Source organism: Tamlana flava, from assembly GCF_041287255.1.
Lineage (GTDB): Bacteria > Bacteroidota > Bacteroidia > Flavobacteriales > Flavobacteriaceae > Tamlana > Tamlana flava.
In genome coordinates this window covers 85,514-108,679 of record NZ_JBGGTX010000003.1, presented here as the reverse complement: position 1 = coordinate 108,679, position 23,166 = coordinate 85,514, and the positions used below count along the sequence as shown (strand labels likewise).

At 35.6% G+C, this 23,166-nt stretch carries 22 protein-coding genes and 1 riboswitch; of the genes, 8 read left to right on the top strand and 14 right to left on the bottom strand.

Annotation, left to right across the window (positions count from 1 at the left end; genetic code table 11):
* Nucleotides 1-50 precede the first annotated feature (50 nt).
* Genes ACB104_RS09570 through cls form a run of 3 tightly spaced genes read left to right on the top strand, consistent with a single transcriptional unit; the run spans nucleotide 51 to nucleotide 3,131 of the window.
* Nucleotides 51-716: a lipase family protein gene (locus tag ACB104_RS09570; protein ID WP_370478238.1), complete on the top strand. Its 666-nt coding sequence runs from the start codon at nucleotides 51-53 to the stop codon at nucleotides 714-716.
* Between the two features lie 36 nt (nucleotides 717-752).
* Nucleotides 753-1,673: a lytic transglycosylase domain-containing protein gene (locus ACB104_RS09565; protein WP_370478236.1), complete on the top strand. Its 921-nt coding sequence runs from the start codon at nucleotides 753-755 to the stop codon at nucleotides 1,671-1,673.
* A gap of 6 nt (nucleotides 1,674-1,679) precedes the next feature.
* Nucleotides 1,680-3,131, top strand: coding sequence for a cardiolipin synthase (gene cls, locus ACB104_RS09560; protein ID WP_370478235.1), 1,452 nt, complete (start codon nucleotides 1,680-1,682; stop codon nucleotides 3,129-3,131).
* Here the strand turns inward: cls and ACB104_RS09555 are convergent.
* Nucleotides 3,128-3,703, bottom strand: coding sequence for a DUF2892 domain-containing protein (locus tag ACB104_RS09555; RefSeq protein ID WP_370478233.1), 576 nt, complete (start codon nucleotides 3,701-3,703; stop codon nucleotides 3,128-3,130). The two genes, cls and ACB104_RS09555, sit on opposite strands and share 4 nt — an antisense overlap.
* A 299-nt stretch (nucleotides 3,704-4,002) precedes the next feature.
* Here ACB104_RS09555 and rpmH point away from each other — a divergent pair, with 299 nt between their 5' ends.
* Both rpmH and carB read left to right on the top strand, forming a co-directional pair.
* Complete coding sequence (rpmH, locus tag ACB104_RS09550; RefSeq protein ID WP_188651059.1) at nucleotides 4,003-4,164, top strand: 50S ribosomal protein L34; 162 nt, start codon at nucleotides 4,003-4,005, stop codon at nucleotides 4,162-4,164.
* A 114-nt stretch (nucleotides 4,165-4,278) separates the two neighbouring features.
* Nucleotides 4,279-7,131: a carbamoyl-phosphate synthase large subunit gene (carB, locus tag ACB104_RS09545; protein ID WP_370478231.1), complete on the top strand. Its 2,853-nt coding sequence runs from the start codon at nucleotides 4,279-4,281 to the stop codon at nucleotides 7,129-7,131.
* A gap of 29 nt (nucleotides 7,132-7,160) precedes the next feature.
* Here carB and ACB104_RS09540 read toward each other — a convergent pair whose 3' ends face one another.
* From ACB104_RS09540 to ACB104_RS09505, 8 genes are all read right to left on the bottom strand, one after another.
* Nucleotides 7,161-7,682, bottom strand: coding sequence for a YceI family protein (locus ACB104_RS09540; protein WP_370478230.1), 522 nt, complete (start codon nucleotides 7,680-7,682; stop codon nucleotides 7,161-7,163).
* A 56-nt stretch (nucleotides 7,683-7,738) separates the two neighbouring features.
* On the bottom strand, nucleotides 7,739-8,110 hold the full coding sequence (locus ACB104_RS09535; RefSeq protein WP_370478228.1) for a hypothetical protein: 372 nt from the start codon (nucleotides 8,108-8,110) through the stop codon (nucleotides 7,739-7,741).
* A 28-nt stretch (nucleotides 8,111-8,138) separates the two neighbouring features.
* On the bottom strand, nucleotides 8,139-8,981 hold the full coding sequence (locus ACB104_RS09530; RefSeq protein ID WP_370478227.1) for a DUF5777 family beta-barrel protein: 843 nt from the start codon (nucleotides 8,979-8,981) through the stop codon (nucleotides 8,139-8,141).
* Between the two features lie 9 nt (nucleotides 8,982-8,990).
* Nucleotides 8,991-9,587, bottom strand: coding sequence for a T9SS type A sorting domain-containing protein (locus tag ACB104_RS09525; RefSeq protein ID WP_370478225.1), 597 nt, complete (start codon nucleotides 9,585-9,587; stop codon nucleotides 8,991-8,993).
* Between the two features lie 12 nt (nucleotides 9,588-9,599).
* Nucleotides 9,600-9,983: an OB-fold protein gene (locus tag ACB104_RS09520; RefSeq protein WP_370478223.1), complete on the bottom strand. Its 384-nt coding sequence runs from the start codon at nucleotides 9,981-9,983 to the stop codon at nucleotides 9,600-9,602.
* A gap of 165 nt (nucleotides 9,984-10,148) precedes the next feature.
* The gene (locus ACB104_RS09515) at nucleotides 10,149-10,631 is read right to left on the bottom strand and encodes a hypothetical protein (protein ID WP_370478222.1); all 483 of its coding nucleotides are present in this window, start codon (nucleotides 10,629-10,631) and stop codon (nucleotides 10,149-10,151) included.
* 34 nt (nucleotides 10,632-10,665) lie between these two features.
* Nucleotides 10,666-11,739, bottom strand: coding sequence for a hypothetical protein (locus ACB104_RS09510; protein ID WP_370478221.1), 1,074 nt, complete (start codon nucleotides 11,737-11,739; stop codon nucleotides 10,666-10,668).
* Between the two features lie 347 nt (nucleotides 11,740-12,086).
* Complete coding sequence (locus ACB104_RS09505; protein WP_370478220.1) at nucleotides 12,087-12,266, bottom strand: hypothetical protein; 180 nt, start codon at nucleotides 12,264-12,266, stop codon at nucleotides 12,087-12,089.
* A gap of 113 nt (nucleotides 12,267-12,379) precedes the next feature.
* Here ACB104_RS09505 and ACB104_RS09500 point away from each other — a divergent pair, with 113 nt between their 5' ends.
* The 3 genes from ACB104_RS09500 to ACB104_RS09490 are packed head-to-tail and all read left to right on the top strand — an operon-like array spanning nucleotide 12,380 to nucleotide 16,369.
* A complete protein-coding gene (locus tag ACB104_RS09500; RefSeq protein WP_370478218.1) occupies nucleotides 12,380-12,904 on the top strand; it encodes an RNA polymerase sigma factor in 525 nt (174 codons plus the stop codon).
* 47 nt (nucleotides 12,905-12,951) lie between these two features.
* On the top strand, nucleotides 12,952-13,863 hold the full coding sequence (locus ACB104_RS09495; protein ID WP_370478217.1) for a FecR family protein: 912 nt from the start codon (nucleotides 12,952-12,954) through the stop codon (nucleotides 13,861-13,863).
* Nucleotides 13,847-16,369, top strand: a complete 2,523-nt coding sequence (locus tag ACB104_RS09490; protein WP_370478215.1) for a TonB-dependent receptor — start codon at nucleotides 13,847-13,849, stop codon at nucleotides 16,367-16,369. The genes ACB104_RS09495 and ACB104_RS09490 overlap by 17 nt, the downstream gene beginning before the upstream one ends.
* Before the next feature lie 4 nt (nucleotides 16,370-16,373).
* Here the strand turns inward: ACB104_RS09490 and ACB104_RS09485 are convergent, their stop codons facing one another.
* The 5 genes from ACB104_RS09485 to ACB104_RS09465 all read right to left on the bottom strand — a co-directional run bounded on the left by ACB104_RS09485 (nucleotide 16,374) and on the right by ACB104_RS09465 (nucleotide 22,560).
* Nucleotides 16,374-16,916 carry an acyl-CoA thioesterase gene (locus ACB104_RS09485; RefSeq protein ID WP_370478214.1) on the bottom strand — a complete coding sequence of 181 codons (543 nt, stop codon included), beginning with the start codon at nucleotides 16,914-16,916 and terminating at the stop codon, nucleotides 16,374-16,376.
* 10 nt (nucleotides 16,917-16,926) lie between these two features.
* Nucleotides 16,927-18,246, bottom strand: a complete 1,320-nt coding sequence (locus tag ACB104_RS09480) for a DNA recombination protein RmuC (RefSeq protein ID WP_370479082.1) — start codon at nucleotides 18,244-18,246, stop codon at nucleotides 16,927-16,929.
* Nucleotides 18,247-18,355: 109 nt separating this feature from the next.
* Complete coding sequence (locus tag ACB104_RS09475) at nucleotides 18,356-20,023, bottom strand: tetratricopeptide repeat protein (RefSeq protein ID WP_370478213.1); 1,668 nt, start codon at nucleotides 20,021-20,023, stop codon at nucleotides 18,356-18,358.
* A 114-nt stretch (nucleotides 20,024-20,137) separates the two neighbouring features.
* Nucleotides 20,138-21,862: a tetratricopeptide repeat protein gene (locus tag ACB104_RS09470; protein WP_370478211.1), complete on the bottom strand. Its 1,725-nt coding sequence runs from the start codon at nucleotides 21,860-21,862 to the stop codon at nucleotides 20,138-20,140.
* Nucleotides 21,863-22,065: 203 nt separating this feature from the next.
* A complete protein-coding gene (locus tag ACB104_RS09465) occupies nucleotides 22,066-22,560 on the bottom strand; it encodes a DUF6580 family putative transport protein (RefSeq protein WP_370478210.1) in 495 nt (164 codons plus the stop codon).
* Between the two features lie 286 nt (nucleotides 22,561-22,846).
* A riboswitch (cobalamin riboswitch) is annotated at nucleotides 22,847-23,111 on the top strand.
* Nucleotides 23,112-23,166 lie beyond the last annotated feature (55 nt).

Below are 23,166 nucleotides of genomic sequence, written 5' to 3'. Positions count from 1 at the left end.
AATTACGAAAAAAAATCAGAAAAATAAAGGAAATGGGAGGTTAATGCCCTATGATTCAAGAGCTAATACATGTTTATTTTATGCCAGGAATGGCAGCGAGCCCTAAAATTTTTGAGTATATTAAGTTGCCAGAAAGTCATTTTGAAATGCATTTCTTGGAATGGATGATACCTTCTGAAAATGAGTCGATTAGCGATTATGCTTCGCGGATTTGCGAAAATATTAAGCACGACAATGTAGTTTTGGTGGGTGTCTCCTTTGGGGGAGTTTTGGTTCAAGAAATGGATAAGCATATCAATGCCAGAAAACTTATCATTATTTCAAGTGTAAAGTCTTCTTCTGAATTGCCCAAAAAAATGATTCTGGTCAAAAACACAGGTGCTTATAAAATTATTCCAACGCAACTGGCTAGCAAGATGGAGCTTTTTGAAAAGTATATTTTTGGATCAACTGTTTCCAAACGTTTTGAACTTTACAAAAAGTACCTTTCTGTCAATGACAATAAATATTTAAGCTGGGCTATCGAAAATATGGTTTGTTGGAGCCAGAAGGATTACCGGTCGGATATTGTGCATATACATGGTGACCAAGATCCTGTCTTTCCAATTAAATACATTGATCATTGTATTGTTGTTAAAAATGGAACGCATATAATGATTATTAATAAGCATAAATGGTTCAATGAAAATTTACCAAGAATAATTTTAGATAACTAGGTCGATTTTTTTTAACTTTATCAAAACTTTTTAAAGATGCAGATAGTACAGAAAGCGTTGGCGCTGGTGGGATTATTAAGTTTATGTGCCCTATTTATTTACGCGCTGCAAGACGCACCAACCGATGAAAACTTTGAAAAAAAGCTCATAAACGATTATAATGTTTATGCCATTCAAGTTCCCGAAGATTTAAATTTTTCGGGAGAACCCATGCCGATTAAAAATCCGGATATTTTAGAACGAATTGACAGAGAGCTTTTGGTTAACACTTATTGGCAGAGCAACGGGTTGTTAATGTTTAAACGTGCCAAAAAGTACTTCCCGGTTATCGAACCAATTTTGGCAAAATACGGGGTGCCAGATGACTTTAAATATTTAGCTGTTATTGAAAGTGGACTGACCAATGCGGTTTCCCCAGCAGGAGCAAGAGGGGTATGGCAAATTATGCCGGCCACAGGAAGAGAAAATGGCCTAGAGGTTAACGACAATGTTGATGAGCGTTATCATTTGGAAAAAGCAACTGAGGTTGCCTGTAAATACCTTTTGAAATCTAAGGAAGATTTAGGTTCTTGGACCCTTGCGGCGGCGGCTTATAATGCGGGAAATGCTGGGGTTTCAAGACGTTTGGAAGAGCAAGGTGTTTCTGGCTATTACGATTTGTTGTTGGGTGAAGAAACAGGTCGTTATGTTTTTAGAATCGTGGCCTTAAAGGAAATTTTATCAAACCCAGGAAAATATGGTTTCAATTTTAGGGAGAAAGATTTGTATTCTCAAGTGCCAACTTACAAAGTTGAGGTTGATACGGCTGTAACCGATTTTACAAAGTTTGCCCAACAATTTGGCATTAACTACAAATTGTTGAAAATACATAACCCTTGGTTGCGCGAACCCCATTTAAACAATAGGTCGAGAAAACAATATTTTATTGATATTCCTGAAAAGGGCTATTATAACTAATCTTTGGTGGTTGAATTTCTGGCAAACCATATCTGGATTATATTAATTGTTCTCAACTATGTTATAGCCATATCTGCGGTTATAACGGTTGTGCTTAAAAATATCAACCCAACCAAAACACTATCTTATATTGTTGTTTTGGTTTTTTTCCCTTTTCTGGGGTTGCTTATTTACTATCTCTTTGGGCAGGAGTATCGCAAGAATAAAATTTTTAGCAGAAAACATGTACTCAATCAATCGGTTATTAAGTCCATAAACGATGAATTGGAGCTTGATGAACGAGAGGTGAAGAAAGTTGACAATTTCCTTGATGGTAAGTCGAAATTGGTAAAACTCCTTTATAGTGATAAAACTTCACCTTTAACGCTGCGTAACAAAATAGAAATTTTAAAAAATGGTGACGCAAAATTTGAATACTTGTTAGAAGATTTAAAGGAAGCAAAACACCATATTCATTTGGAATATTATGTGGTGATGGATGGAACCATCTGGACGGAAATTTTGGAGATTTTGTGTGCCAAGGCCAAGGATGGTGTTGTAGTTAGATTGACCTATGATGATGTTGGTAGCAAGTTATCATCAAAAACAAAGCAAACTTTAAATGATTTTGGTATTGAGTTTTACCCTTTTATGCCTGTTATTTTTTCAAGATTCACGGGTAAAATGAATTACAGAAATCACCGCAAAATTGCAGTTATTGACGGAAAAGTTGCTTATGTTGGTGGTGTCAACATTGCCGATGAGTATGTAAATGAATACAACAATTCATTTTGGCGCGATACACACCTTCGAATTGTTGGTGAGGCCGTTAAATCGTTGCAAATTAATTTTTTAACCACATGGCATTTTGTTTCAGGTCAGAAATTAGAAATTGACAAATCATATTTTCCAGCAGTTGACTGTAATGACAATGTAGCCGTTCAAATTGCAGCCAGTGGGCCTGATACCGACTGGGCCTATATTATGGAGGCCATATTTACGGCCATCACCACCGCAGAAGATTATGTTTACATTACAACGCCCTATTTTGTGCCTAACGACCAAATGATTATGGCGCTTCAAGTGGCATCAAAAAGTGGTGTTGAGGTAAAGGTAATTATTCCAAAAGAGTCTGATTCATGGATGGTTAAGCATGCCACAAACTCATATTTAGAGCAGTTATTGGAGGCCAATATTGAAGTTTATCGGTTTACAAAAGGTTTTGTTCACGCAAAGACTATGGTTGTGGATGATATTTTTTCGACCGTTGGAACGTCAAATATGGACTATAGAAGCTTCAATATAAATTTTGAGGTCAACGCTTTTATTTACAACATTGAACAAAGTAAAACCTTAAAGCAACAATTCATTGAAGATTTAAAAGACTGCGAGAAAATTGAACCCGCTAAGTGGGGTGATAGACCTAACTTAGAAAAACTAAAAGAATCGTATTGTAGGTTGTGGTCCCCTCTAATCTAGCCTCTTCTTTTTTGCGCGCGTAAAGAAGCGCCTGCACCATAATGTTGGTTAGGCATTTGTGCACGCTTCATATTATCTTTCATCATCTTTATTTGCTCGGTAAGCATGCCTCGTTTGTCAAGTTTTGTGGCTTCGGAAAGCAATTTTTGTGCTTCCTGCTTTCTTCTTTTCGAAAAAGCAATACCGGCCAAATTTAACTTAGCCATAGCCAAATCATAGTCCATGGTCAATCCTAACGAAACCGCTTTTTTGAAATATTTTTCGGCTTCATTCATATTGGTTTGAGATACCATGATGCCGTGCAAATAGTTATAATAACCTTGTTGTTTTTTTACTAATGCAGATTCAGGGTTTTTAATTTTATCCAACCATTTTTTCGCACCAATAAAATCTTGCTTTCTTAAACGTAAAAATGCAAGAAGGATAAATTCATTTTTAAAATAGAGAAAAATAAAAATTAATGATAAAAGTATGAACATAATACCATTGCCTATATATCCTTCGGTAAATTGATAAATAGCATAGGCGATAATACCTGCGGCAATGATGAGTTTTATAATTTTATTGAACATAATTCTAGTAAATTGAAATGATTTTCGAGTTGGTTTTTATTGAAAAAGACCCTTAAAAGTGATTTTAGACTGCAAAGAAACTAAATTTTTATTAGATTTAGCATATTGCCATGCAACAAAAAATAATGATTTTCCCAATTAAATAAAGGTGTTAGGCTGTGTTTAATTAGTTGAAAATAAAATAAGAAATATTTTAAAAAAAAGGTTTGCAAACTAATAAAGCCTTTGTATATTTGCCCTCGGTTTTGAAGGAAGCCATAGATTAAGAAAATACGATTCAGTTTTAAAGATATAAGATAATGAGTAAAAGAACATTTCAGCCTTCTAAAAGAAAAAGAAGAAACAAGCACGGTTTTAGAGAAAGAATGGCTTCTGCTAACGGTAGAAAGGTATTGGCGCGTAGAAGAGCTAAAGGTAGAAAGAGATTATCTGTGTCATCTGAAGCTAGACATAAAAAATAATGATTAACAATTGTTGATAATATAAAGGTGTTACTTAAGTGTAACGCCTTTTTTTATATCTGCGTATCCCTATTTTTGTAGCGAATTAAAATCCAACATATAACCAGAAAGAAAATGCCGAAAAACGAAAAACTAAAATCTATTTTAATTATTGGTTCGGGGCCTATCGTAATTGGGCAAGCATGTGAATTTGACTATTCAGGATCTCAAGCCCTTAGGTCCTTAAGAGAGGATGGAATTGAAACGGTTTTGATAAATTCCAACCCAGCTACAATCATGACGGACCCATCAATGGCCGATTATGTGTACTTGCTTCCCTTGACTACCAAATCGATAATTAAGATTTTAAAAGAACATCCACAAATTGATGCTGTTTTGCCAACTATGGGCGGACAAACAGCCTTAAACCTATGTATTGAGGCCGATGGAAAAGGAATTTGGGAAGATTTCGGAGTTGAGATTATAGGTGTTGATATTGATGCGATAAACATTACCGAAGACCGGGAAAAATTCAGGGAATTGATGACAAAAATTGGTGTGCCCATGGCGCCCCAAGCTACTGCAACTTCATTTCTTAAAGGAAAGGAAATTGCACAAGAGTTTGGTTTTCCTTTGTGTATCCGTTCTTCGTTTACTTTAGGTGGAGCCGGAGCGTCCATTGTTTATGATGAAAAAGATTTCGATAAACTATTACGTAATGGTTTAGAAATTTCTCCTATCCATGAGGTGATGATAGACAAGGCATTGCTTGGCTGGAAGGAATATGAACTTGAGCTGTTAAGGGACTCAAACGATAACGTGGTTATTATCTGTTCTATCGAGAATATGGATCCTATGGGAATCCATACTGGAGATTCTATTACCGTAGCCCCAGCCATGACCTTGAGTGATAGAACTTACCAACGAATGCGTGATATGGCCATACACATGATGCGCAGTATCGGTGATTTTGCAGGCGGTTGTAACGTGCAGTTTGCGGTTTCTCCGGATGAAAATGAAGATATCATCGCTATTGAAATCAACCCACGTGTATCGCGTTCTTCTGCACTGGCAAGTAAAGCCACAGGTTACCCGATTGCAAAAATTGCAGCCAAATTGGCTTTGGGTTACCATTTGGATGAATTGAACAACCAAATTACAAAGTCAACTTCGGCATTGTTTGAACCTACTTTAGACTATGTAATTGTAAAAATACCGCGTTGGAACTTTGATAAATTTGAAGGATCCGACCGTACTTTGGGCCTTCAAATGAAAGCCGTCGGTGAGGTAATGGGTATTGGGCGCTCGTTCCAGGAAGCACTGCACAAAGCTACACAGTCATTAGAGATTAAGCGTAACGGTTTAGGTGCCGATGGTAAAGAAAATACCAACTACGAGCAAATTATAGAAAAACTTACATATGCTTCTTGGGATCGAGTTTTCATCATCTACGATGCTATAAAAATGGGCATTCCGCTGAGTAGAATCCACGAGATTACTAAGATAGACATGTGGTTCTTAAAGCAGTACGAAGAATTATATTTCCTTGAAAAAGAAATATCGACTTTCAATATCGATACCATTCAAAAAGATTTGTTGCTTGAAGCAAAACAAAAAGGTTACGGTGATAGACAAATCGCCCACATGCTGCGTTGTTTGGAAAGTCAGGTTTACAACAAAAGAGAGGAATTGGGTATCAACAGGGTTTACAAACTTGTTGATACTTGTGCGGCCGAGTTTGAGGCCAAAACACCATACTACTATTCAACCTTTGAAAGTGATATGGAAACGGCCGATGGTAAAAGATATGCACATAACGAAAGTATAGTAACTGAGAAGAAAAAAATCATCGTTTTAGGCTCGGGACCAAACCGTATTGGGCAAGGTATCGAGTTTGATTACTGCTGTGTACACGGTGTTTATGCTGCAAAAGAATGTGGTTATGAAACCATTATGATTAATTGTAACCCCGAAACGGTTTCAACTGATTTTGATACTGCCGATAAACTTTATTTCGAACCCGTATTCTGGGAACATATTTACGATATCATTAAGCATGAAAAACCAGAAGGTGTTATCGTTCAGCTTGGTGGGCAAACGGCATTAAAACTTGCTGAAAAATTAGATCGCTACGGTGTAAAAATCATTGGAACAAGCTTTAAGTCACTAGATTTGGCTGAAGACCGAGGAAGTTTTTCTACTTTATTAAAAGATAACAACATTCCTTATCCAAAATTTGATACGGCTGAAACTGCTGATGAAGCGTTAGCAGTGGCAAAAGAATTGGATTTTCCAATTTTGGTAAGACCATCTTACGTATTGGGCGGACAAGGAATGAAAATTGTAATCAACGAAAAGGAGTTAGAAAAACATGTTGTTAGCTTGCTACAAAGCATTCCGAACAACAAACTGCTTTTAGATCATTATTTAGAAGGTGCCATTGAAGCTGAAGCCGATGCCATTTGTGACGGAGAAGAGGTTTACATTATAGGTATCATGGAACATATCGAGCCTTGTGGTATCCACTCGGGCGATAGTAACTCAACATTACCGCCGTTCAACTTGGGTGAGTTTGTTATGCAACAAATAAAGGACCATACAAAAAAGATTGCCTTAGCGCTTAATACAGTTGGTTTAATTAACATTCAGTTTGCCGTAAAAGATGATATTGTCTATATTATCGAGGCTAACCCAAGAGCATCCAGAACGGTGCCGTTCATCGCGAAAGCTTATAAAGAGCCCTATGTAAACTATGCCACTAAATTGATGTTGGGTGTGAATAAAGTTAAGGATTTTACATTCAACCCGCAATTGGAAGGCTACGCCATCAAACAACCAGTGTTTTCTTTCAATAAGTTCCCTAATGTTGACAAAACACTTGGTCCTGAAATGAAGAGTACAGGTGAAAGTATCTTATTTATTGATAGCTTGAAGGACGACCAGTTTTACGATCTGTATTCAAGACGAAAAATGTACTTAAGTAAATAAAATGAAAAAGCCGCTTATAGCGGCTTTTTCTATTTGGACGCAAGGTCAAAAACAAAGGATACATTAACACTTTCAGAAACTTTGTTTTGTACAATCTTCGGAATCTTTATATCGAAATCGGAAACTTTTACATTAAAACTACCTGAGAGCATAATGATACCTTCTTTCATAACATAGGTAACAGGAATATCTTTAAGTTGTTTGGATTTGCCATGAAATGTTAAAGTGCCATCAATTAGATGCTTATTTGATACTTGGGAGATTTCACCTTTAAAAGTAGCTTTTGGGTATTTGTCAGATTCGGCATAATTTTCATTAAAATGTTCTTCCATAAGGGCATTTTTAAACCGAAAACCCTTAACCAAAACCAGTGCCGCAAATTCATTATTCTCTAAATTTGTAATGGCGGTTACAGAATTGTTGATCGCTTTTACTTCCTCAAAAGAGGGAATAGAAGCTTCAAAAGTAACCGAACCCGTTTTTGTTAGGTATTTGTTCTGTGAAAAAGCATTTAAGCTTAGAAAAAATAATAAGACAATAAGGTTTTTCATTTTAAAGAGTTTTGCGCCATTTTTATATTTAAAAAGGTATGTTTCAAATATCATTCCTAATTTTCTAAAAGTCCATCGGCTTGCCACTTTTCAATAAGCTCAATTTGAGCTGGTGTTAGGGGGCTATTAGGTGCCGGGGGCATAGGATTTGATGAGCTTTTAATGCGACTAATTATACCAGCAACTCTAGATTTTACGTCGTTATAGGTGGTAAGGGAAAACGGAGCGCCTTGTGTTGGTGGATTTCCATGGCATCCAATGCATCTGCTGGATATAATTGATTTAATGTCGGCATCGTAAGTAACCTTGGTAATTGGGTTAGGATCTGGATTGGGATTTTGATCATTGAGGTCTTCCGTGCTACTGCTTGAACAGCCAAAAATCATCAATGCCATAATTACTGGATAAATTAATTTTTTGATTTTCATAGTTTTCAATTTTTAAGGGATTAATTTTTTAAAATCTTCTGCTTAAGTTAAATCCGAAATAAAAGTTGCCATCGCCCCAATCGCCTTCGGCTTGTCCTAAAAAGCCATTGGTGTTCATAGACTGCGCGTTTGAGAAATGCATTTGAAATACATGGCCACCAGTTTCTAGGTCAAACCCGATGGACAACGGATTGTTAAATGGCGAATTACGGGCTCTATTAAGATGCCAGCCATAATCGGCATTAATGGACCACCGTTTCCCTAGTTTGTATCTTCCACCAATTCCGAGTGCCATTTGGGCGTTGTCTTGCTCATCTATTACCACAAAATTTTCATGAAAAAATGTAGGTGCCAACTCTAGGGTTAAATTGGAATTGAGCTTTCTAGATATAAGCAACTGTGTGGTATAGCCCAAACGATGTTTGAACTCTAATAAGGGCAGGCTAATCTTATCCAAACCGGTGTTGATAACAATGGCATTAAAGCCTACAATAGTAAAAGGAAAGCCATTTTCGCGCTGCTGTATAAGTCTATATTTTGCTGTGATATCGTATATTTTAAATAGTGAACTTCTGGACACACCTATGTTAAAACAATCAGATATACCATAAACAAATTGAAGCCTAGTGACGGCATTGTCCAATCCAAAAAAATCGTCAATACCATTTTCAACACTCCCAAAACGATGTGATACGATGAATGTAAGTTCCTTTTTTGCGACTAGTTTGGTCGACTCAAAATTCACAATCTTTAGGCCTTTAAAGGCGGCCGTAGCAACTGATGAATTTGCGGTGTCAGTGTCTATTTCATTAAGCAAATCATCCTGTGAGAATGCCAAAATGGGGAATAATATGAATATAATATATTTCATAAAATAGCTTTAGAGTTTTAAGAACTTTTTGGTGTGGCTCGCTTTGTCAGACTTAAGGGTTAAGAAATAGATGCCCTTGTTTAAGTGCGCTACATCAACTGAATTCCTAATGGTGTTGCTTGAATAGACATTTTGCCCTAAAGAATTGTAAATGGAAATACTTTGTATTTCTATTTCATTTAGCGATTTTAAGTTAATAGTAGTTCCTACTGGGTTTGGTGATATTGAAAATTCGCTGATTGAAAAGTCATTCGAACTGAGTGTGCCTTCAGGAACTACCGTTATTGTACCAAACATGGATGTGAAATGAGGGTCGCATTGATAATCATTTGTCCCCACAACTGTAAATGTGTATGGAAATGTATATCCAATACCACTATGAAAGTTACTATCAAAAGTTTCTGCACTTCCGGGTTTTGAATTCACATTGTGCGTGAAACTATCAGCCCATACCCATTCTATGGTATCTCCAACTTCAATTGTTTTGTTGGCTGCAGGACCATTTGTGCCAATGGCCCAATTAATTTGATAAGTCTCAGTGGTTTGAGAATTGATATTCAATATTCCAAGAAATATTAAAACGAAGGTTGGTAATTTTGATTTCATGATTTTTTCGTGTTATAAATTGTTAATAATTGTACATTGGTCTAATTTGATTTCTTCTAATAAATCGTCATAGCCTATAAACCGTCCTTTAATTATAATTTGGGAATTGTTTGATGGTGTTTGTCTAATTTCATTTGAAAATTGACAAAATACTTTATCGTTTAAGGTAAGATTGTCGGGGTTTAGGTTTGTCATCAAACCTGAAACTTCGATAGTTTTATTGAGGTATTTTTGTTCTGAATCTATGGGGTTGATAGAAAACTCTGCGATTAGTTTTTCCGAACTGAGATTAAAGCTTGAGGCCTCGCTGGCTATATCTCTGTGGTTTTTGTTCAAGTAGGCATATATGCTTATCCCTGCAATAATAAAGACAACTAATATTAACCATTTTTTCATATGATTTTAAATTTTTCAACTAATTATCCGAAGTTAAAATTTTTAAACTGCCCCGACAAATCAACACCGGAGCAGTTTAGCTAGCCAACCAAATATTCTCTCTTTTTACAAAGAGATTTGATAATTGAAAAATCTTTCTTTTTCATATTGAGCATTTCCACTAGCTTAAATTTTCTGGAAGGTTAAGGTGTCTGTTCCACCATTACCTCCACTTATATGGATTAATTCAATTTTTGTTGCACTACGGGTTACAATTTCCCAATCTTCAGTTAGGTCGTCATTAAACATAGCTGGCGATGCAAAATTGATGTTGAAATCAATATCGTCACTACTATTGCTATCGTCGTCACTATCATTACTATCGGTTACAGACCACGTTCCGTTTACGGTTTCGCTTCCTTTGGTTGCTGTTAGCGTACCATTGGAATTGAAGGCGAAGGAGTAACCTGTATAGTGGCTTGTTTCATCAACTCCAGAGTCCACAAAGCTGGTTATCTGCCAACTGTTATTTTCAACTGTGTTTTTTATTTCACTGATTTCCGCGCTATTGTCAATGATGTTTAAATCGTCATCATCATGGGAACAGGTCGATGACATTAGCGAGAAGCATAACATGGTAAGTAGTCCATAAATAAATTTTGTTTTCATAGTTTTCATTTTTAAAATGGTTAAAATTTTGGGGTTATATACAAGTATTTTCATATCGAATTCTGTCATTGTCTCCAACTCTTAAATCAATTTTAGAATCAGAGTACTGCGATATTTCATGTAAAATCCAATCATTATTACAGTATGGTAATTCGGGGATATTGATTGTGATAACTATATTGTTTCCTGAACCAGAGGCAGACCAGGTACCGTAATCTGTTCCGCCAGCATAGTACACTGAAATGGTTCCATCTGTATGGAAATTGAATAGATAATCTTTGTAGTAATCATCATAGTCATTGCCGTAACGTTCCAATTTGTCTACAATCCAGCCTGAACAGCCCGTTAATAAATCAATTAAGTCGCTTGGAGTACAATTATTGCAATCATCATCGTTGTAGTTATAATCATCATCTTCATCGCAAGAGTTGTCATAGGCCTTAATGGTGTTTTCCAACTCAACCAAATCGTTGATGACTATTTCAGTGTCATCTGAAAGTACTACCGAAATAGGAAAGTTGATTGATACCAAGTCGAACTGATCTAAATTCTTAATGAAATTGTATAAAGTCCTATCAGAATCTAAAGTTATAGAGTCGATTATTTCATTGTTGGAGTTATATAAAAAAGCAGTTATGGGGTATTGAAAATCCAAACACTCAATATCGTCATCATATTCATTTTCACCATTACAATGGCTTGCGTAATTAGCCAATTCACTATTGCTGTTAATTGTAATTTCAGTAAAATCGGCAAATACTATTTGAATTGGATAAGAAATTGTTAGGGTATCAACGTCATCATCAGAATCATCAAAAATAAACTCAATTTTATCGAAATCTTCCTCAGAATTTATGTCCATCTCAATGCTATTTACAGTTACCGTGACAGGCAATTTTACATTGAAACAATTGGCGTAATCAATAATGTTATCGTTGGAGCCGTCATTGGTACACGTTTTTTGCATTAAGTCTGCAACCGAAGAGTTTAGTGTCAAGCCTTCTTCCGGTGGTGTTTGTATAAATTCTGATTCCTCTGTTCTGCAAGATGTAAAAACTATAAGCATTAAGAGGGAAAAGAACCAACCGATTTTTATTAATGTTTTCATTTTTGTTTTTTTCGTTTTTAGGGGCATTTTATAATGAAACAACTTAAGATTAAAAACTCCTGAAAAAAAATTAATTTTTATTTTTTGAGTCTATTTCTAGATATTTTAATCTTCTTGCTGTTTCAATAAGGTTTTCAAACCTGACACGCGTTAATTGATACCGGTAGGCGTAAACTTTATTATTTGGGTCGGTTTGAGTCAAGTATCTTAGATAATTGATTTTTTCTTCATAAAGGTGTATTTCCCGTTCCTTGATTTGGGAAATAAGACTAATTAAATTATTTATATTTTTTGGTTTCTGATTCAAGATATTGGAGCTTGTGTTTGTCAATTATAAAGAACCTTGGTTATGCGGTTAAAAGGACATCCAATCTTTCAAGGGATTGTTTTAAGAAAATTGACAGTGACTTTTCCTCTGGGTGTTCCAAAATTGATTTGGAAAGGTGGGCAATTTTCATTCTGTGGTAGATGATTTCTTTTTCTTTTAACGAATGAACCAATTCGGTTAGGTTAGTTGGATTAATCATAGCAAAAATTTAAAGGGTTTATTGAAGCTTTTTATAATGGAACAACAGTTATTTCAAAACTCCTGAAAAATTTTAATATTTTTTTTACATAACTTTAGCCCAAAAATAGAACCTTGCCAAAAGAACTTAACGACAATATTTGTGAAGACGCTGTTTTTGAGCGTATTTATAACAAGTATGCTCAAGACCTTCAAAATTTTTTACATTACAAATACGGTGAGCAATATAATCCGACTGATAAGGTACAGGATGCCTTTATTAAGTTATGGGACAATTGTAAAAAAGTAACCTTAAGCAAAGCCAAATCTTTTTTGTTCACCGTGGCAAATAATTTGATGTTGAACGAAATTAAGCACCAAAAAGTGGTTTTAAAATATCATTTGGAAAAGCCAAAGAATTATACCAATGAAAATCCTGAGTTTATATTGGAAAAAGAACAATTTTTACAGCGGTATCAAAATGTTTTAGAAAAGTTAAGTGAGGAACAGCGTGTGGCTTTTTTGCTCAGTAAGGTTGAAGGGAAAAAACACAAGGAGATTGCCGACCTTTTAGGTGTAACGCAAAAGGTTGTAGAATACAGAATTTATAGTGCTTTTGACACTTTGAGAAATGAGTTGGAAGGATTTAAAATAAAATAATCAGGAGATTTTGTTATCAAATTGTTATATAAGAAAGTTAAGGATACATGGATAGAGAAAACTTAATAAAAAAATGGTTGAAAGACGAACTTAGCGATACCGAGAAACAGGCATTCGATAAGTTAGATGATGCTGCTCTAAATCAATATATCATTGAAAATGCAAGCCATTTTAAAGCCTCCCATTTTAATAAATTGCAAGACTTTGATACATTTAAGGATAAATATAAAGCTTCAAAAAGTCAAGTTAAGCAATTAAATTGGTTTAAGCCATTTTTAAAGATAGCGAGCGTTATTGTTGTGGCTTTGGGCCTTTATTTTACATTCGTCTTCAATAGCAACACATATGTGGAAACATTGGCCGGTCAAAAAACAACAATTGAATTGCCAGACCATTCGAAAGTTGAATTAAACGCCTTGTCTTCAATTGAATACAATACCAAAAACTGGAATGACAATAGAGCTTTAAAATTAGATGGAGAGGCCTATTTTAAAGTTGCTAAAGGAAAAACCTTTGATGTAAAGACAACCAGAGGAACAGTTACTGTTGTTGGTACCCAATTTAATGTTAAGCAACGCAATAACTATTTTGAGGTACAATGTTTTGAAGGTATTGTAAAAGTAGTTTCAGATAGCATAACCAGAAGGTTGTTGGCCGGAGATACATATCAAATTCTTAATGGCGCGTTTAGTGAAGGAAAAACAAAAGCCTTGATGCCAAAATGGACTAATAACATGAGTGAATTTAACGCTATTCCCGTTAAAGAGGTTTTATCTGAATTGGAAAGACAATATGATATTCAAGTTACTTTTAAAAATATTGATGTAAACAGATTATTTACAGGTGGTTTCCCCCATGATGACCTTGAAAAAGCGCTTGTTTATATTACAAAACCAATGAATATCACCTACGAATTGAGTTCTTCAAACTTGGTAATTATTCATGGGAAAGGAAATTAAAAAAGCATTTATTTTTTTTAGTTTACTGTTTTTTGTCCAGCTTGGCGTCAATGCCCAAGACAAGGATGGACAAGAATTACTTTCACGTGTATTAAATATACTTCAAGAGCAATATAACATTCAATTTAATTATGCGGAAGACACTGTAGAAAACATTTTATTGGTGCCTCCAGCAAAAAGTTTATCGCTTTCAGAGGCTTTAACGTACCTAGAAGCTGAAACAGGGTTGTCTTATTCAATGATGTCTGAAGGCGTCATTTTGGTTCAGTTGAAAAAAATTGAACTTCAATTTTGTGGCTATGTGAAAGACAGAGATAATCTTCAACCATTGTTGGCCGCTACCGTTCAATCAGGAAACAATTCTATAATAACCGATGATAATGGTTTTTTTCAAATAAAAATTGAAAGTCCTTTAGAACCAATTACCATACGATTTTTAGGTTACAGGCCTATTGATATATCTCCAAATCAAATGTCAAAAACAGGATGTGATGATATTTTTCTAGTACCTTACTTTCAATCTTTGTCTGAAGTTTTGATTTCAAATTATATAACTAGTGGTATCAATAAATTAAGTCGAGGGTCTTACGAAATTGATTTTTCAAATTTCGATATTTTGCCCGGGGTTATTGATAACGATGTTTTGCAATCGGTTCAAGCTTTTCCAGGTGTTCAAAGTATTAATGAAACAGTTTCAAACATCAATATTCGGGGTGGTACGCACGATCAAAATCTAATCCTTTGGGATGGCATAAAAATGTACCAATCGGGCCATTTCTTTGGGTTGATTTCGATGTACAATCCGCAGATAACCCAAACGGTTTCTTTGGTAAAGAATGGAAGTGATGCAAGCTATACCGATGGTGTTTCAGGTACTATTGCCATGAAGACAGAGCAAGAAATAAACACCCGATTTAAAGGAACATTAGGTATTAACTTAACGGATGTCAATGCCTTTGTAGATGCACCACTTGGTAACAAATCGTCCATTCAAATAGCAGCAAGAAAGTCCATAAACGATTTTGTTGAAACGCCTACATACACCGCTTTTTTTGATAGAATAGCACAGAATACAGAGGTTGCCAATAATGCCACCACTATAACCAATACTGGTAAAAAATTTGATTTTTACGACACCTCTTTAAGGTGGATTTATAAAATAAGCGATAAAGATGAGTTGCGGTTAAACTTTATCAATGTGTCAAATCAACTTCAATTTGATGAAAATGCCGTTGTAAACCAAGAGGAAGAAACTAGGGAAAGCAGCTTAAAACAAAACAGTATTGCGGGCGCTTTGCACTACAATCGATTTTGGAACAATAGGTTGCAAACAACGTTTGAAGTGTTTGAAACCGATTATAAACTCAGGGCCATTAATGCCAACATTTTGGATTCACAAAGATTTTTACAAGAAAACATAGTATCTGAAACGAGTGCAAAAATTAAGGCTGACTATAATTTATTCGAAAACTTACAATTGTTGGTTGGCTATCATGTTGTTGAAACCGAAATTACAAATTTAGATGATGTTGATGTGCCTTTGTTTAGAAACCTAGTATCTGAAGTTGTAAGGACCCATGCTATTTTTTCGCAAGTGGGCTATAGGTCTTCCAACAGAAATACCAACATAAACTTCGGTGTTCGTTATAATTATAGTGATAAGTTTAAAAAATCAATTTGGGAGCCAAGACTGAGCTTCAGTCAACGTATTTTCAGGCATCTTACTTTGGATGTTTTAGGTGAGTTCAAAAACCAAAATGCATCTCAGGTCATTAATCTGCAAAATGATTTTTTAGGTATTGAAAAACGCAGATGGCAAATGTCCAATAACAGCACCATTCCAATAATTAGAAGTAGACAAATATCAAGCGGACTCAGTTATAGCCATAAAGGTTGGCTTATAAATTTTGAGGGATACTATAAGCAAGTAAAGGGTATTACCACCCAAAGTCAAGGGTTTCAAAATCAATATGAATTTGAAAGGCAAAGTGGTAATTATGATGTTAAGGGATTAGATTTGCTAGTTAGAAAGCATATTGATGGTTTTAATACTTGGTTGAGCTATTCATACATGGGCAATAGGTATTTGTTTGAAAGTTTGGAACCAGATTATTTCCCTAGCAATTATAATATTTCGCATACGGCTACTATTGGTGCAACCTATACATGGTCTAATTTAAAAATATCAACAGGGTTGAACTGGCATTCTGGTAAACCCACAACTCGACCTATTTTTGGTAATGAGATTGTTGATGGCGACATAAATTATGAGCCAACCAACAATTCTAATTTAGAAGATTATCTCCGACTAGACATGTCTGCACTGTATAATTTTAATCTTGGTAAAGCTAGTACAGGGTATTTTGGTGTTTCCATATGGAATGTTTTAGATAGGGAAAACCAAGTGAATAATTATTACCGTTTGGATAATGAAAGTGTTGACGAAATTGTGCAACGTTCGTTGGGCTTTACGCCAAATGCTGTTTTAAGATTGACTTTCCAATAGCCAATTACAACATCAACTCTAGCTTGACATTTTGGGTCTTTACAAGGTCCAAATGTTCTTCAATTTTAAATTCTGAAGATTTGAATTTGGTGCTTCTTGTTTTGGCCTGTTCCTGTCTTGCTATACTTCTGGCAAAGCGTCTCACACCGTCTTTACTGTCTAAAATCAATCCCGGTACTTTTACATTTCTGCCATCTTCATCTTTGGCAACCATCGTGAAATATGAAGAATTGCAATGTTTTACTTGGCCTGTTTGAACATTTTCAGCTTCAACGCGCAATCCAATAACCATAGAAGTTCGTCCAGTATAATTAACCGATGCCTTTAGAGTAACTAAATCACCTACTTCAATGGGATTCAAAAAATCAACTCGATTTACGGATGCCGTAACGCAATAATGCCTGGAGTGTTTTGACGCGCATGCAAAGGCAATTTGGTCCATTAAATTTAAAATATGCCCACCATGTATTTTTCCACTAAAATTGGAATGTGATGGCAGCATGAGTTGGGTTATGGTTACTTGTGATTCTTTGGCGTGTTTAAACATGTTTTTGAGTTTATTCGTCTTCTTGAGATCGTTTTATAATAGCTTCTGGAAGCGATTTTTTGGCTTTCGCTCCCATTTTTTTCAGTTTTTCAACGCTTGTAATAAGGTTTCCTTTGCCCTCAACCAATTTGTTCATAGCAGCTGAATAATCGCTTTTTGCAGCATCAATTTTTTTACCAACACCTGTTAAGTCATTCACCAGGCCTTCAAACTTATCGTATAAAGCTCCTGCTTGACGTGCAATTTCAATGGCGTTTCGTTGTTGTTTTTCATTGTTCCACATGGTGTCAATGGTACGCAATGTGGCCAAAAGGGTTGATGGCGTAACAATGACAATATTTTTTTCGAAAGCTTTATTGTAAATGGAATTATCCTCATTTACCACTACGGCAAAAGCGGGCTCAATAGGAATAAACATTAATACAAAATCTGGCGATTCAATATCGTAAAGGTCTTGGTAGTTCTTTTCCGAAAGTTGATCCACATGTTTTTTTACCGAGTTTACATGGGCTTTGAGGTATTGGGGTTTATCGGCATCATCAGCATTTACCAAACGCTCATAATCGGTTAAAGATACTTTGGAGTCGATAATCATTTTCTTGTTGTCTGGCAGATGTAGAACCACATCGGGTAATACCCGCGAACCATTGGCCAAAGTGAAACTTTGCTGAACAAAATATTCGCGGTCTTTTTCTAAACCAGATTTTTCCAAAACGCGCTCCAAAACAAGCTCTCCCCAATTGCCTTGCATTTTACTGTCGCCCTTTAAAGCTTTGGTCAAATTACTGGCCTCTTTGGTCATTTGTTGGTTGAGGTCTTTCAGGCCGAGCAACTGCTCTTTTAAGGCCGAATGCATGCTGATGCTTTCCTTTTGGCTTAAATCTACTTTTTCTTCAAAGGTTTTGATTTTTTCTTGAAGCGGATTCAATATATTTTTAATGTTTTCCTTGTTCTGTTCGGTAAACTTACTGGACTTTTCTTCTAGAATTTTGTTGGCCAAAAGTTCAAAATCTTTTCGAAGTTGTTCTTGGCGTTCTTCAATTTCTTTATCACGCTGTAAATTTAATTGCTGAAGGTTTTCGTATTCTGTATTTTTCCTCGCCAATTCTGAATTTAACAATTCCTTTTCACGACGAATTTCTTCACGCTCCAATTCAATTTTAGTCAAATTTTGTTTTAAATCTTCAATGGTCAAACCCATTTGTTTTTGGCGCTCTTCAAGCGTGCTTTGTTCACTTTTACTCTTCAGTTTGGTGAAAAGCATTCCTAAATAGCCGCCAATGGCCGAAGAAATTAAAATGGCAAGAATAAGAATAAGGCTATCGCTCATTTTGGATAAAGAAAATAATCCCAAAGATAAATTTTTTAAATTCATGATTAAGTATTGGAATTATAAATTGATGAGAATTTGGAAAAACTTTACAAAGTATTGAACCTTATTAAATTAAATTTAAGTTTTTTTTAGCCTCATTTAGCTCAGGTCTATCACATCCAGCATTTTTGGTAAGTTTAACAAGTGATTCAAAATAATGTTTTGATTTATTTTCATGACCCAATAATTTGGCAGCAGTCGCAGCTCCATATATGCTATTGAACCTATTGGGATGATTTTTCAAACTAAACTCATAGGCTTTTAGGGCCTGGGTTGGTTCATTCAATTGCAAATATAAATCACCTAAAAGCTCATCTGCAGGTAATACTTCACAGGGTGTCACAGCATGTTTGGATGTATTGCTTTCTAATTCAGAGGCTTTTAACATGTAGACTAGCGCTTCTTTGCGGTTTCCTTTGGCAAATTTAATCCAGGCTTCAGCTGAATTTATTTGTATCAAAACTTGATTGGCTTTATAATTATCATTTTGGTCAGCAAGTTCCTGGTGTAACCCTTTTAGTATTTCAAGTTCGTTTTCTGCGTCAGAAATACTACCAATATGAACTAGCCCCAATATCTTACCAAAATGAAGAATGGCAGTTTGCCATGGAAATGAACCCCAATCAATATTTGATTTGGGAAGTTGTAAAGTCGATGCCTCCAACCAATTTTTGTTTTCAATGGCAATACGTGTTGGAATGGCGGCAGAACTGTAAGCCACTTTAAAATTGGCTGGAAAAACAAGGTCAAAAGTTTTTAAATAATCATATTGTTCTTTTGCTTTTGAATTGTCGCCAATCTGTAAATAGGCATAGACAAGATAGTCCATGCCATGTAATTCTTCGTCCCAATGACCAGAGGGATTAATGCTTTCCGAATAGCAACGGGCAGATTCAGTTGAGTTTATATTTGACTTGATTGATTCTTCCCAAAGCCCCAATCGCGTAAATATATGGGAAGGCATGTGCTGGGCATGTGCAGAAGCAGGAGCTATTTGGGCATAACGTCTTGCGGTGTTCAGTGCCTTATATGCTAATTCTGGATAATCATAATTATGGATAATATAATGTGCAATTCCTGGATGATTTGGATATTTTTCAAAAAGGTCTTCCAGAATTTTGCCGGATTTTTTTTGTTTTGCATATGTTTTATCATTAGGATTGGCAGCAGCTCGCAACGCCAAAGCATAAAAAATAGCAGTTTCGGCATCATTTCGATACTTGTGGTAAAGAGTTTCCATTTTCTTTTCATAAAGATTCTTTCTGGTTTCCGGTTTCACCGTTTCCCAATCCATATAAAAAACGCAGATGGCATCTAAATAATCTTTTTCTTTTTCACTCAGTTGAAATTTATTTGCGATTTCTAAAAGTTTAACACCTTTTTGCAAATAACTTTTATCCGATTGCATCCAAAGTGAGTGATATATGCTCATAGCGACACCCCAATAGGCCATGGAACAACTAGGATCAGCATCAATAACTTTTACAAATGCTTTTTCAGCTTCAACATATTCAAAAGAATGTAAAAGAGAGATAGCAAGATTAAATGTTTCCCTAGTATTTTCACTGCATGATGTTAAAAAGTCAACATCACCGAACCGACCTGCACTGCATAGAATGAAATCGCCCCTTTCTAAATCAATTGTAATTAACTCAGGATTTGGATCATATGCTTTTTTGCACCCTAATGTGCTTAACAACAATAATATGGTTAGAATCTGCCTTGAAAGTATCATGTTACACTTTTTTACAATGTTTGCAACTAATATATATCTTAAAATTTGATAAGAATTTATAGAAATATACATCGGTATTTGTGGTTTAATTATTTAAAAAGGAAAACGTTGTTATTATAAAATGGAAGTATTTAACGCTATATCTGCATCCTTCCAAGCCACATCAAATTCGTATTTTATTTTCTCAGCCTCGGTTAATTTTCCCTGCGCTTTCAAACTTTTGTGCAAGCCCATTAAGGACCAACCATTCTGTCGGAGAATATCTAGGTCTTCTTTGAAAATGTTTTCTGCGGCTTTATATTTTTCAGCCTTCAAAAGGACAGCTCCTAAGTTTTGTCTTGTCGGTATATGCCATGCGGAAGGTTCGTTGTAGATGAGGGCATCTTCAAGTTCTACGGCTTTTTCAAAATGTTTAATGGCTTTTTCCAAATCGTTCTTTGCTGACGCAATTTCCCCAGCTACAACTTCATAAGCTAAAGCGGCTATGGTTGTGCCAGAATCAAACCCAGTGGCAATTATTATTTCCATTTCTGGGTCTTTTTTTAGGTCGGCAATGGAGTCAAGTTCTTCTTGTGCTTCTTTTACATTATTCTTTCTAACAAAGGCGACACCTCTCGCGTAGTGCCAAATAAGTTTTAAATGTTTGATTTCGTTATTAGGTTTTGGAAACGTTAAAATGTCGTTCCATTTACCAAATCTAGTATAGGCCAAAAGTGGTGTAGAGGCAAAATTTTGTAAAAAATGAAGTTCTTTCATTTCTCCAACGGGAACTTTTTCGGCAGTTTTCTTTGCTGCATCTATAGCTATATCACTCGCACCCAATAAACTTGATGCCGACCATAAAAAATGAATGTTGTGAGGGTAATAACCAAGCGGGTACATACCTTGTGAAAAGCATTGTGAGATATAATCCTCATCCGCGAGAATCGCTTTTTGATTGGCAGTTACAGCGTCTTTATATCTGCCAACCCTAATGTAAATGTGTGATGGCATATGTACGATATGGCCTGCGGCAGGCATTAAACCACCCAGTTTTTCGGCACTGAGCACGGCTAAATCCGGTTTTGGGAGTTCAACCATATGGATGTAATAGTGGTGTGCCCCTGGGTGATTCGGATTTATTTTGATGGCCTGCTCAAGAGCAGTTTTTGCCTCTGGAATGTTCGGGGAAGGATTGCCTTTTTTGTCCCAATAATTCCACGGCACGGTATTCATTACAGCAGCGGCAAATAGCGTTAAAATATCGGCATCATTCGGATAGTTCTTCGCAACTTCTGTCATGGCTTCCATGTAGGCTTTATTCAAGCCTTCAACTTCAGCTTCTAGATTGGTGGAATATCTGTGTGACAATGCTTCTATCAATGCCTGCTCTTTAGACAAAGCATTTTCTGCCAATAATTTGGCCTTTTTAATCGCTTCGTTGTATTTGTTTTTGCGTTCTTCATCTGGCAATGGATCATTAATATTAGGTCCCAAAACATAGGCTTGTCCCCAAAACGCCATGGCGCAATTAGGGTCTAGCCTTGCCGCTTCCATAAACGAACGATGGGCTTCGGCATGGTTGAATGCATAGGTTAACCTTAAACCTTGGTTAAAGAACTTTTGTGCCAGGGCATTATTCGTGCTTACTTTATAAGCGTGGGTTCCTAAATTTTCGAATAAAGGAGCAATTTGCTTTGTAGTATCAACATTTTTTAACAAAAAATTTGCCGGTGTACAGCTTATTGAATTTGCTCCAATCTTTTTTGAGTAATCGTATGTTTCTTCGGGAGAAATTTTAAAGAGAAGGGTAAACAATACAACTATTGATGTAAATAGGATAGCAAGCTTAATTTTCATAATGCCAAGATTAATGTTAGTAAAAGTCCATAACTTTTAGCCTTTATCAATTCAAGGGAATGAAAATTGAAAAAAATGATTGTATCAGGTTGATTTTAGGAGCAAATCAATCCTTTAAATATAGCGAATTTCAACCAGAGGCGCAACGCCTTAGTCATGCTTGAAAATTGAAATCAATTATTTTGACAAGAATTTGAAGACGATTAGGCTACTTTCAAATATCTGTTCGATACAAAATTGAATCCAAAATATAGAACACCGGCAAAAAAGAAATCACCGATTAATGAGTTTCTAAAAAACGGAATGGCCAAGGTGTAACATTCCAATAAACCGTTTAAGTTTAACGGATACCAAATTAGCCAAACACCAAAATTGGTTATAAGAAAGAAGCTTATACTGCTAATTAAAATGCTTTTAAAGTTCATTTTTTTAGAATAGATGCCAATCAATCCAACCAAAATCAAGGCAGTATAAACGAATGCCGAAGTTAGCGTAAAACCTAAAAATATATCAGAGATGGCCATAGCTAATAGCGGAATTATAAAAGCTAGTTTTTTATCAGTAAAATAAACTCCCGAAAACAGGGCAGCGGCCGTAATTGGCGTAACATTGGGCAAATGAGGTACAAGGCGAAATACAATAGCAACTGCTATAAAAGCTATAATGATTAACTGTCTTTTACTAAATAAAGAACCCATAATGAGATGATGTTTTTTTGATAGTTCAAAAATAAGACTAATTGTTATAACCACGAAACATCTGACCCTAAATTTAACCTCTAGCCAAGTAACATAGGTAACTTATTTCCTTTTGCAAAAACTATACATTTGGTTAAAGTTAATCTTATGCGAGATGGTTCAAATTTAACACTATACATAGTTGCTGGTGTCATTATAGCCCATTTTCTTTTGGGCTTTATTTACCTCGTTTATAAAATGAGCAAGAAAAAATAATTTCAATGGGTGCAATTTCTTTTAATAAATTACTTTTGTATTGAAATTTGGTTTTGTCCATTTCACGTGGATAGATTAAAAGGGAATCTGGTGTAATTCCAGAACTGTTCCCGCAACTGTAAGCATAGTGCCCAACTTGATTGGGCATCTCTTAAAAGAGATTCGTGTTATACTTTTAGTGTCACTGAAGTAAGAGATTGCCACATCGTGCCAAAAAGCGTGATTGGCAATGATAACTTTGGGAAGACCAGCACGGATACGCAAGTCAGGAGACCTGCCTTTTTCAAAATTTATAAGTTAAACTTTCGGGATAAAAGTTTGCGTATGATAATCCATGCGATTCTCGAGCAA

Coding starts and splice junctions, on each gene's coding strand:
- ACB104_RS09555 (WP_370478233.1), bottom strand. CDS start 3,703: ATGTTCAATAAAATTATAAAACTCATCATTGCCGCAGGTATTATCGCC.
- ACB104_RS09525 (WP_370478225.1), bottom strand. CDS start 9,587: ATGAAATCAAAATTACCAACCTTCGTTTTAATATTTCTTGGAATATTG.
- rpmH (WP_188651059.1), top strand. CDS start 4,003: ATGAGTAAAAGAACATTTCAGCCTTCTAAAAGAAAAAGAAGAAACAAG.
- ACB104_RS09515 (WP_370478222.1), bottom strand. CDS start 10,631: ATGAAAACAAAATTTATTTATGGACTACTTACCATGTTATGCTTCTCG.
- carB (WP_370478231.1), top strand. CDS start 4,279: ATGCCGAAAAACGAAAAACTAAAATCTATTTTAATTATTGGTTCGGGG.
- ACB104_RS09470 (WP_370478211.1), bottom strand. CDS start 21,862: ATGAAAATTAAGCTTGCTATCCTATTTACATCAATAGTTGTATTGTTT.
- ACB104_RS09475 (WP_370478213.1), bottom strand. CDS start 20,023: ATGATACTTTCAAGGCAGATTCTAACCATATTATTGTTGTTAAGCACA.
- ACB104_RS09505 (WP_370478220.1), bottom strand. CDS start 12,266: ATGATTAATCCAACTAACCTAACCGAATTGGTTCATTCGTTAAAAGAA.
- ACB104_RS09565 (WP_370478236.1), top strand. CDS start 753: ATGCAGATAGTACAGAAAGCGTTGGCGCTGGTGGGATTATTAAGTTTA.
- ACB104_RS09520 (WP_370478223.1), bottom strand. CDS start 9,983: ATGAAAAAATGGTTAATATTAGTTGTCTTTATTATTGCAGGGATAAGC.
- ACB104_RS09510 (WP_370478221.1), bottom strand. CDS start 11,739: ATGAAAACATTAATAAAAATCGGTTGGTTCTTTTCCCTCTTAATGCTT.
- ACB104_RS09540 (WP_370478230.1), bottom strand. CDS start 7,682: ATGAAAAACCTTATTGTCTTATTATTTTTTCTAAGCTTAAATGCTTTT.
- ACB104_RS09490 (WP_370478215.1), top strand. CDS start 13,847: ATGGGAAAGGAAATTAAAAAAGCATTTATTTTTTTTAGTTTACTGTTT.
- ACB104_RS09465 (WP_370478210.1), bottom strand. CDS start 22,560: ATGGGTTCTTTATTTAGTAAAAGACAGTTAATCATTATAGCTTTTATA.
- ACB104_RS09495 (WP_370478217.1), top strand. CDS start 12,952: ATGGATAGAGAAAACTTAATAAAAAAATGGTTGAAAGACGAACTTAGC.
- ACB104_RS09530 (WP_370478227.1), bottom strand. CDS start 8,981: ATGAAATATATTATATTCATATTATTCCCCATTTTGGCATTCTCACAG.
- ACB104_RS09535 (WP_370478228.1), bottom strand. CDS start 8,110: ATGAAAATCAAAAAATTAATTTATCCAGTAATTATGGCATTGATGATT.
- ACB104_RS09480 (WP_370479082.1), bottom strand. CDS start 18,246: ATGAGCGATAGCCTTATTCTTATTCTTGCCATTTTAATTTCTTCGGCC.
- ACB104_RS09485 (WP_370478214.1), bottom strand. CDS start 16,916: ATGTTTAAACACGCCAAAGAATCACAAGTAACCATAACCCAACTCATG.
- ACB104_RS09570 (WP_370478238.1), top strand. CDS start 51: ATGATTCAAGAGCTAATACATGTTTATTTTATGCCAGGAATGGCAGCG.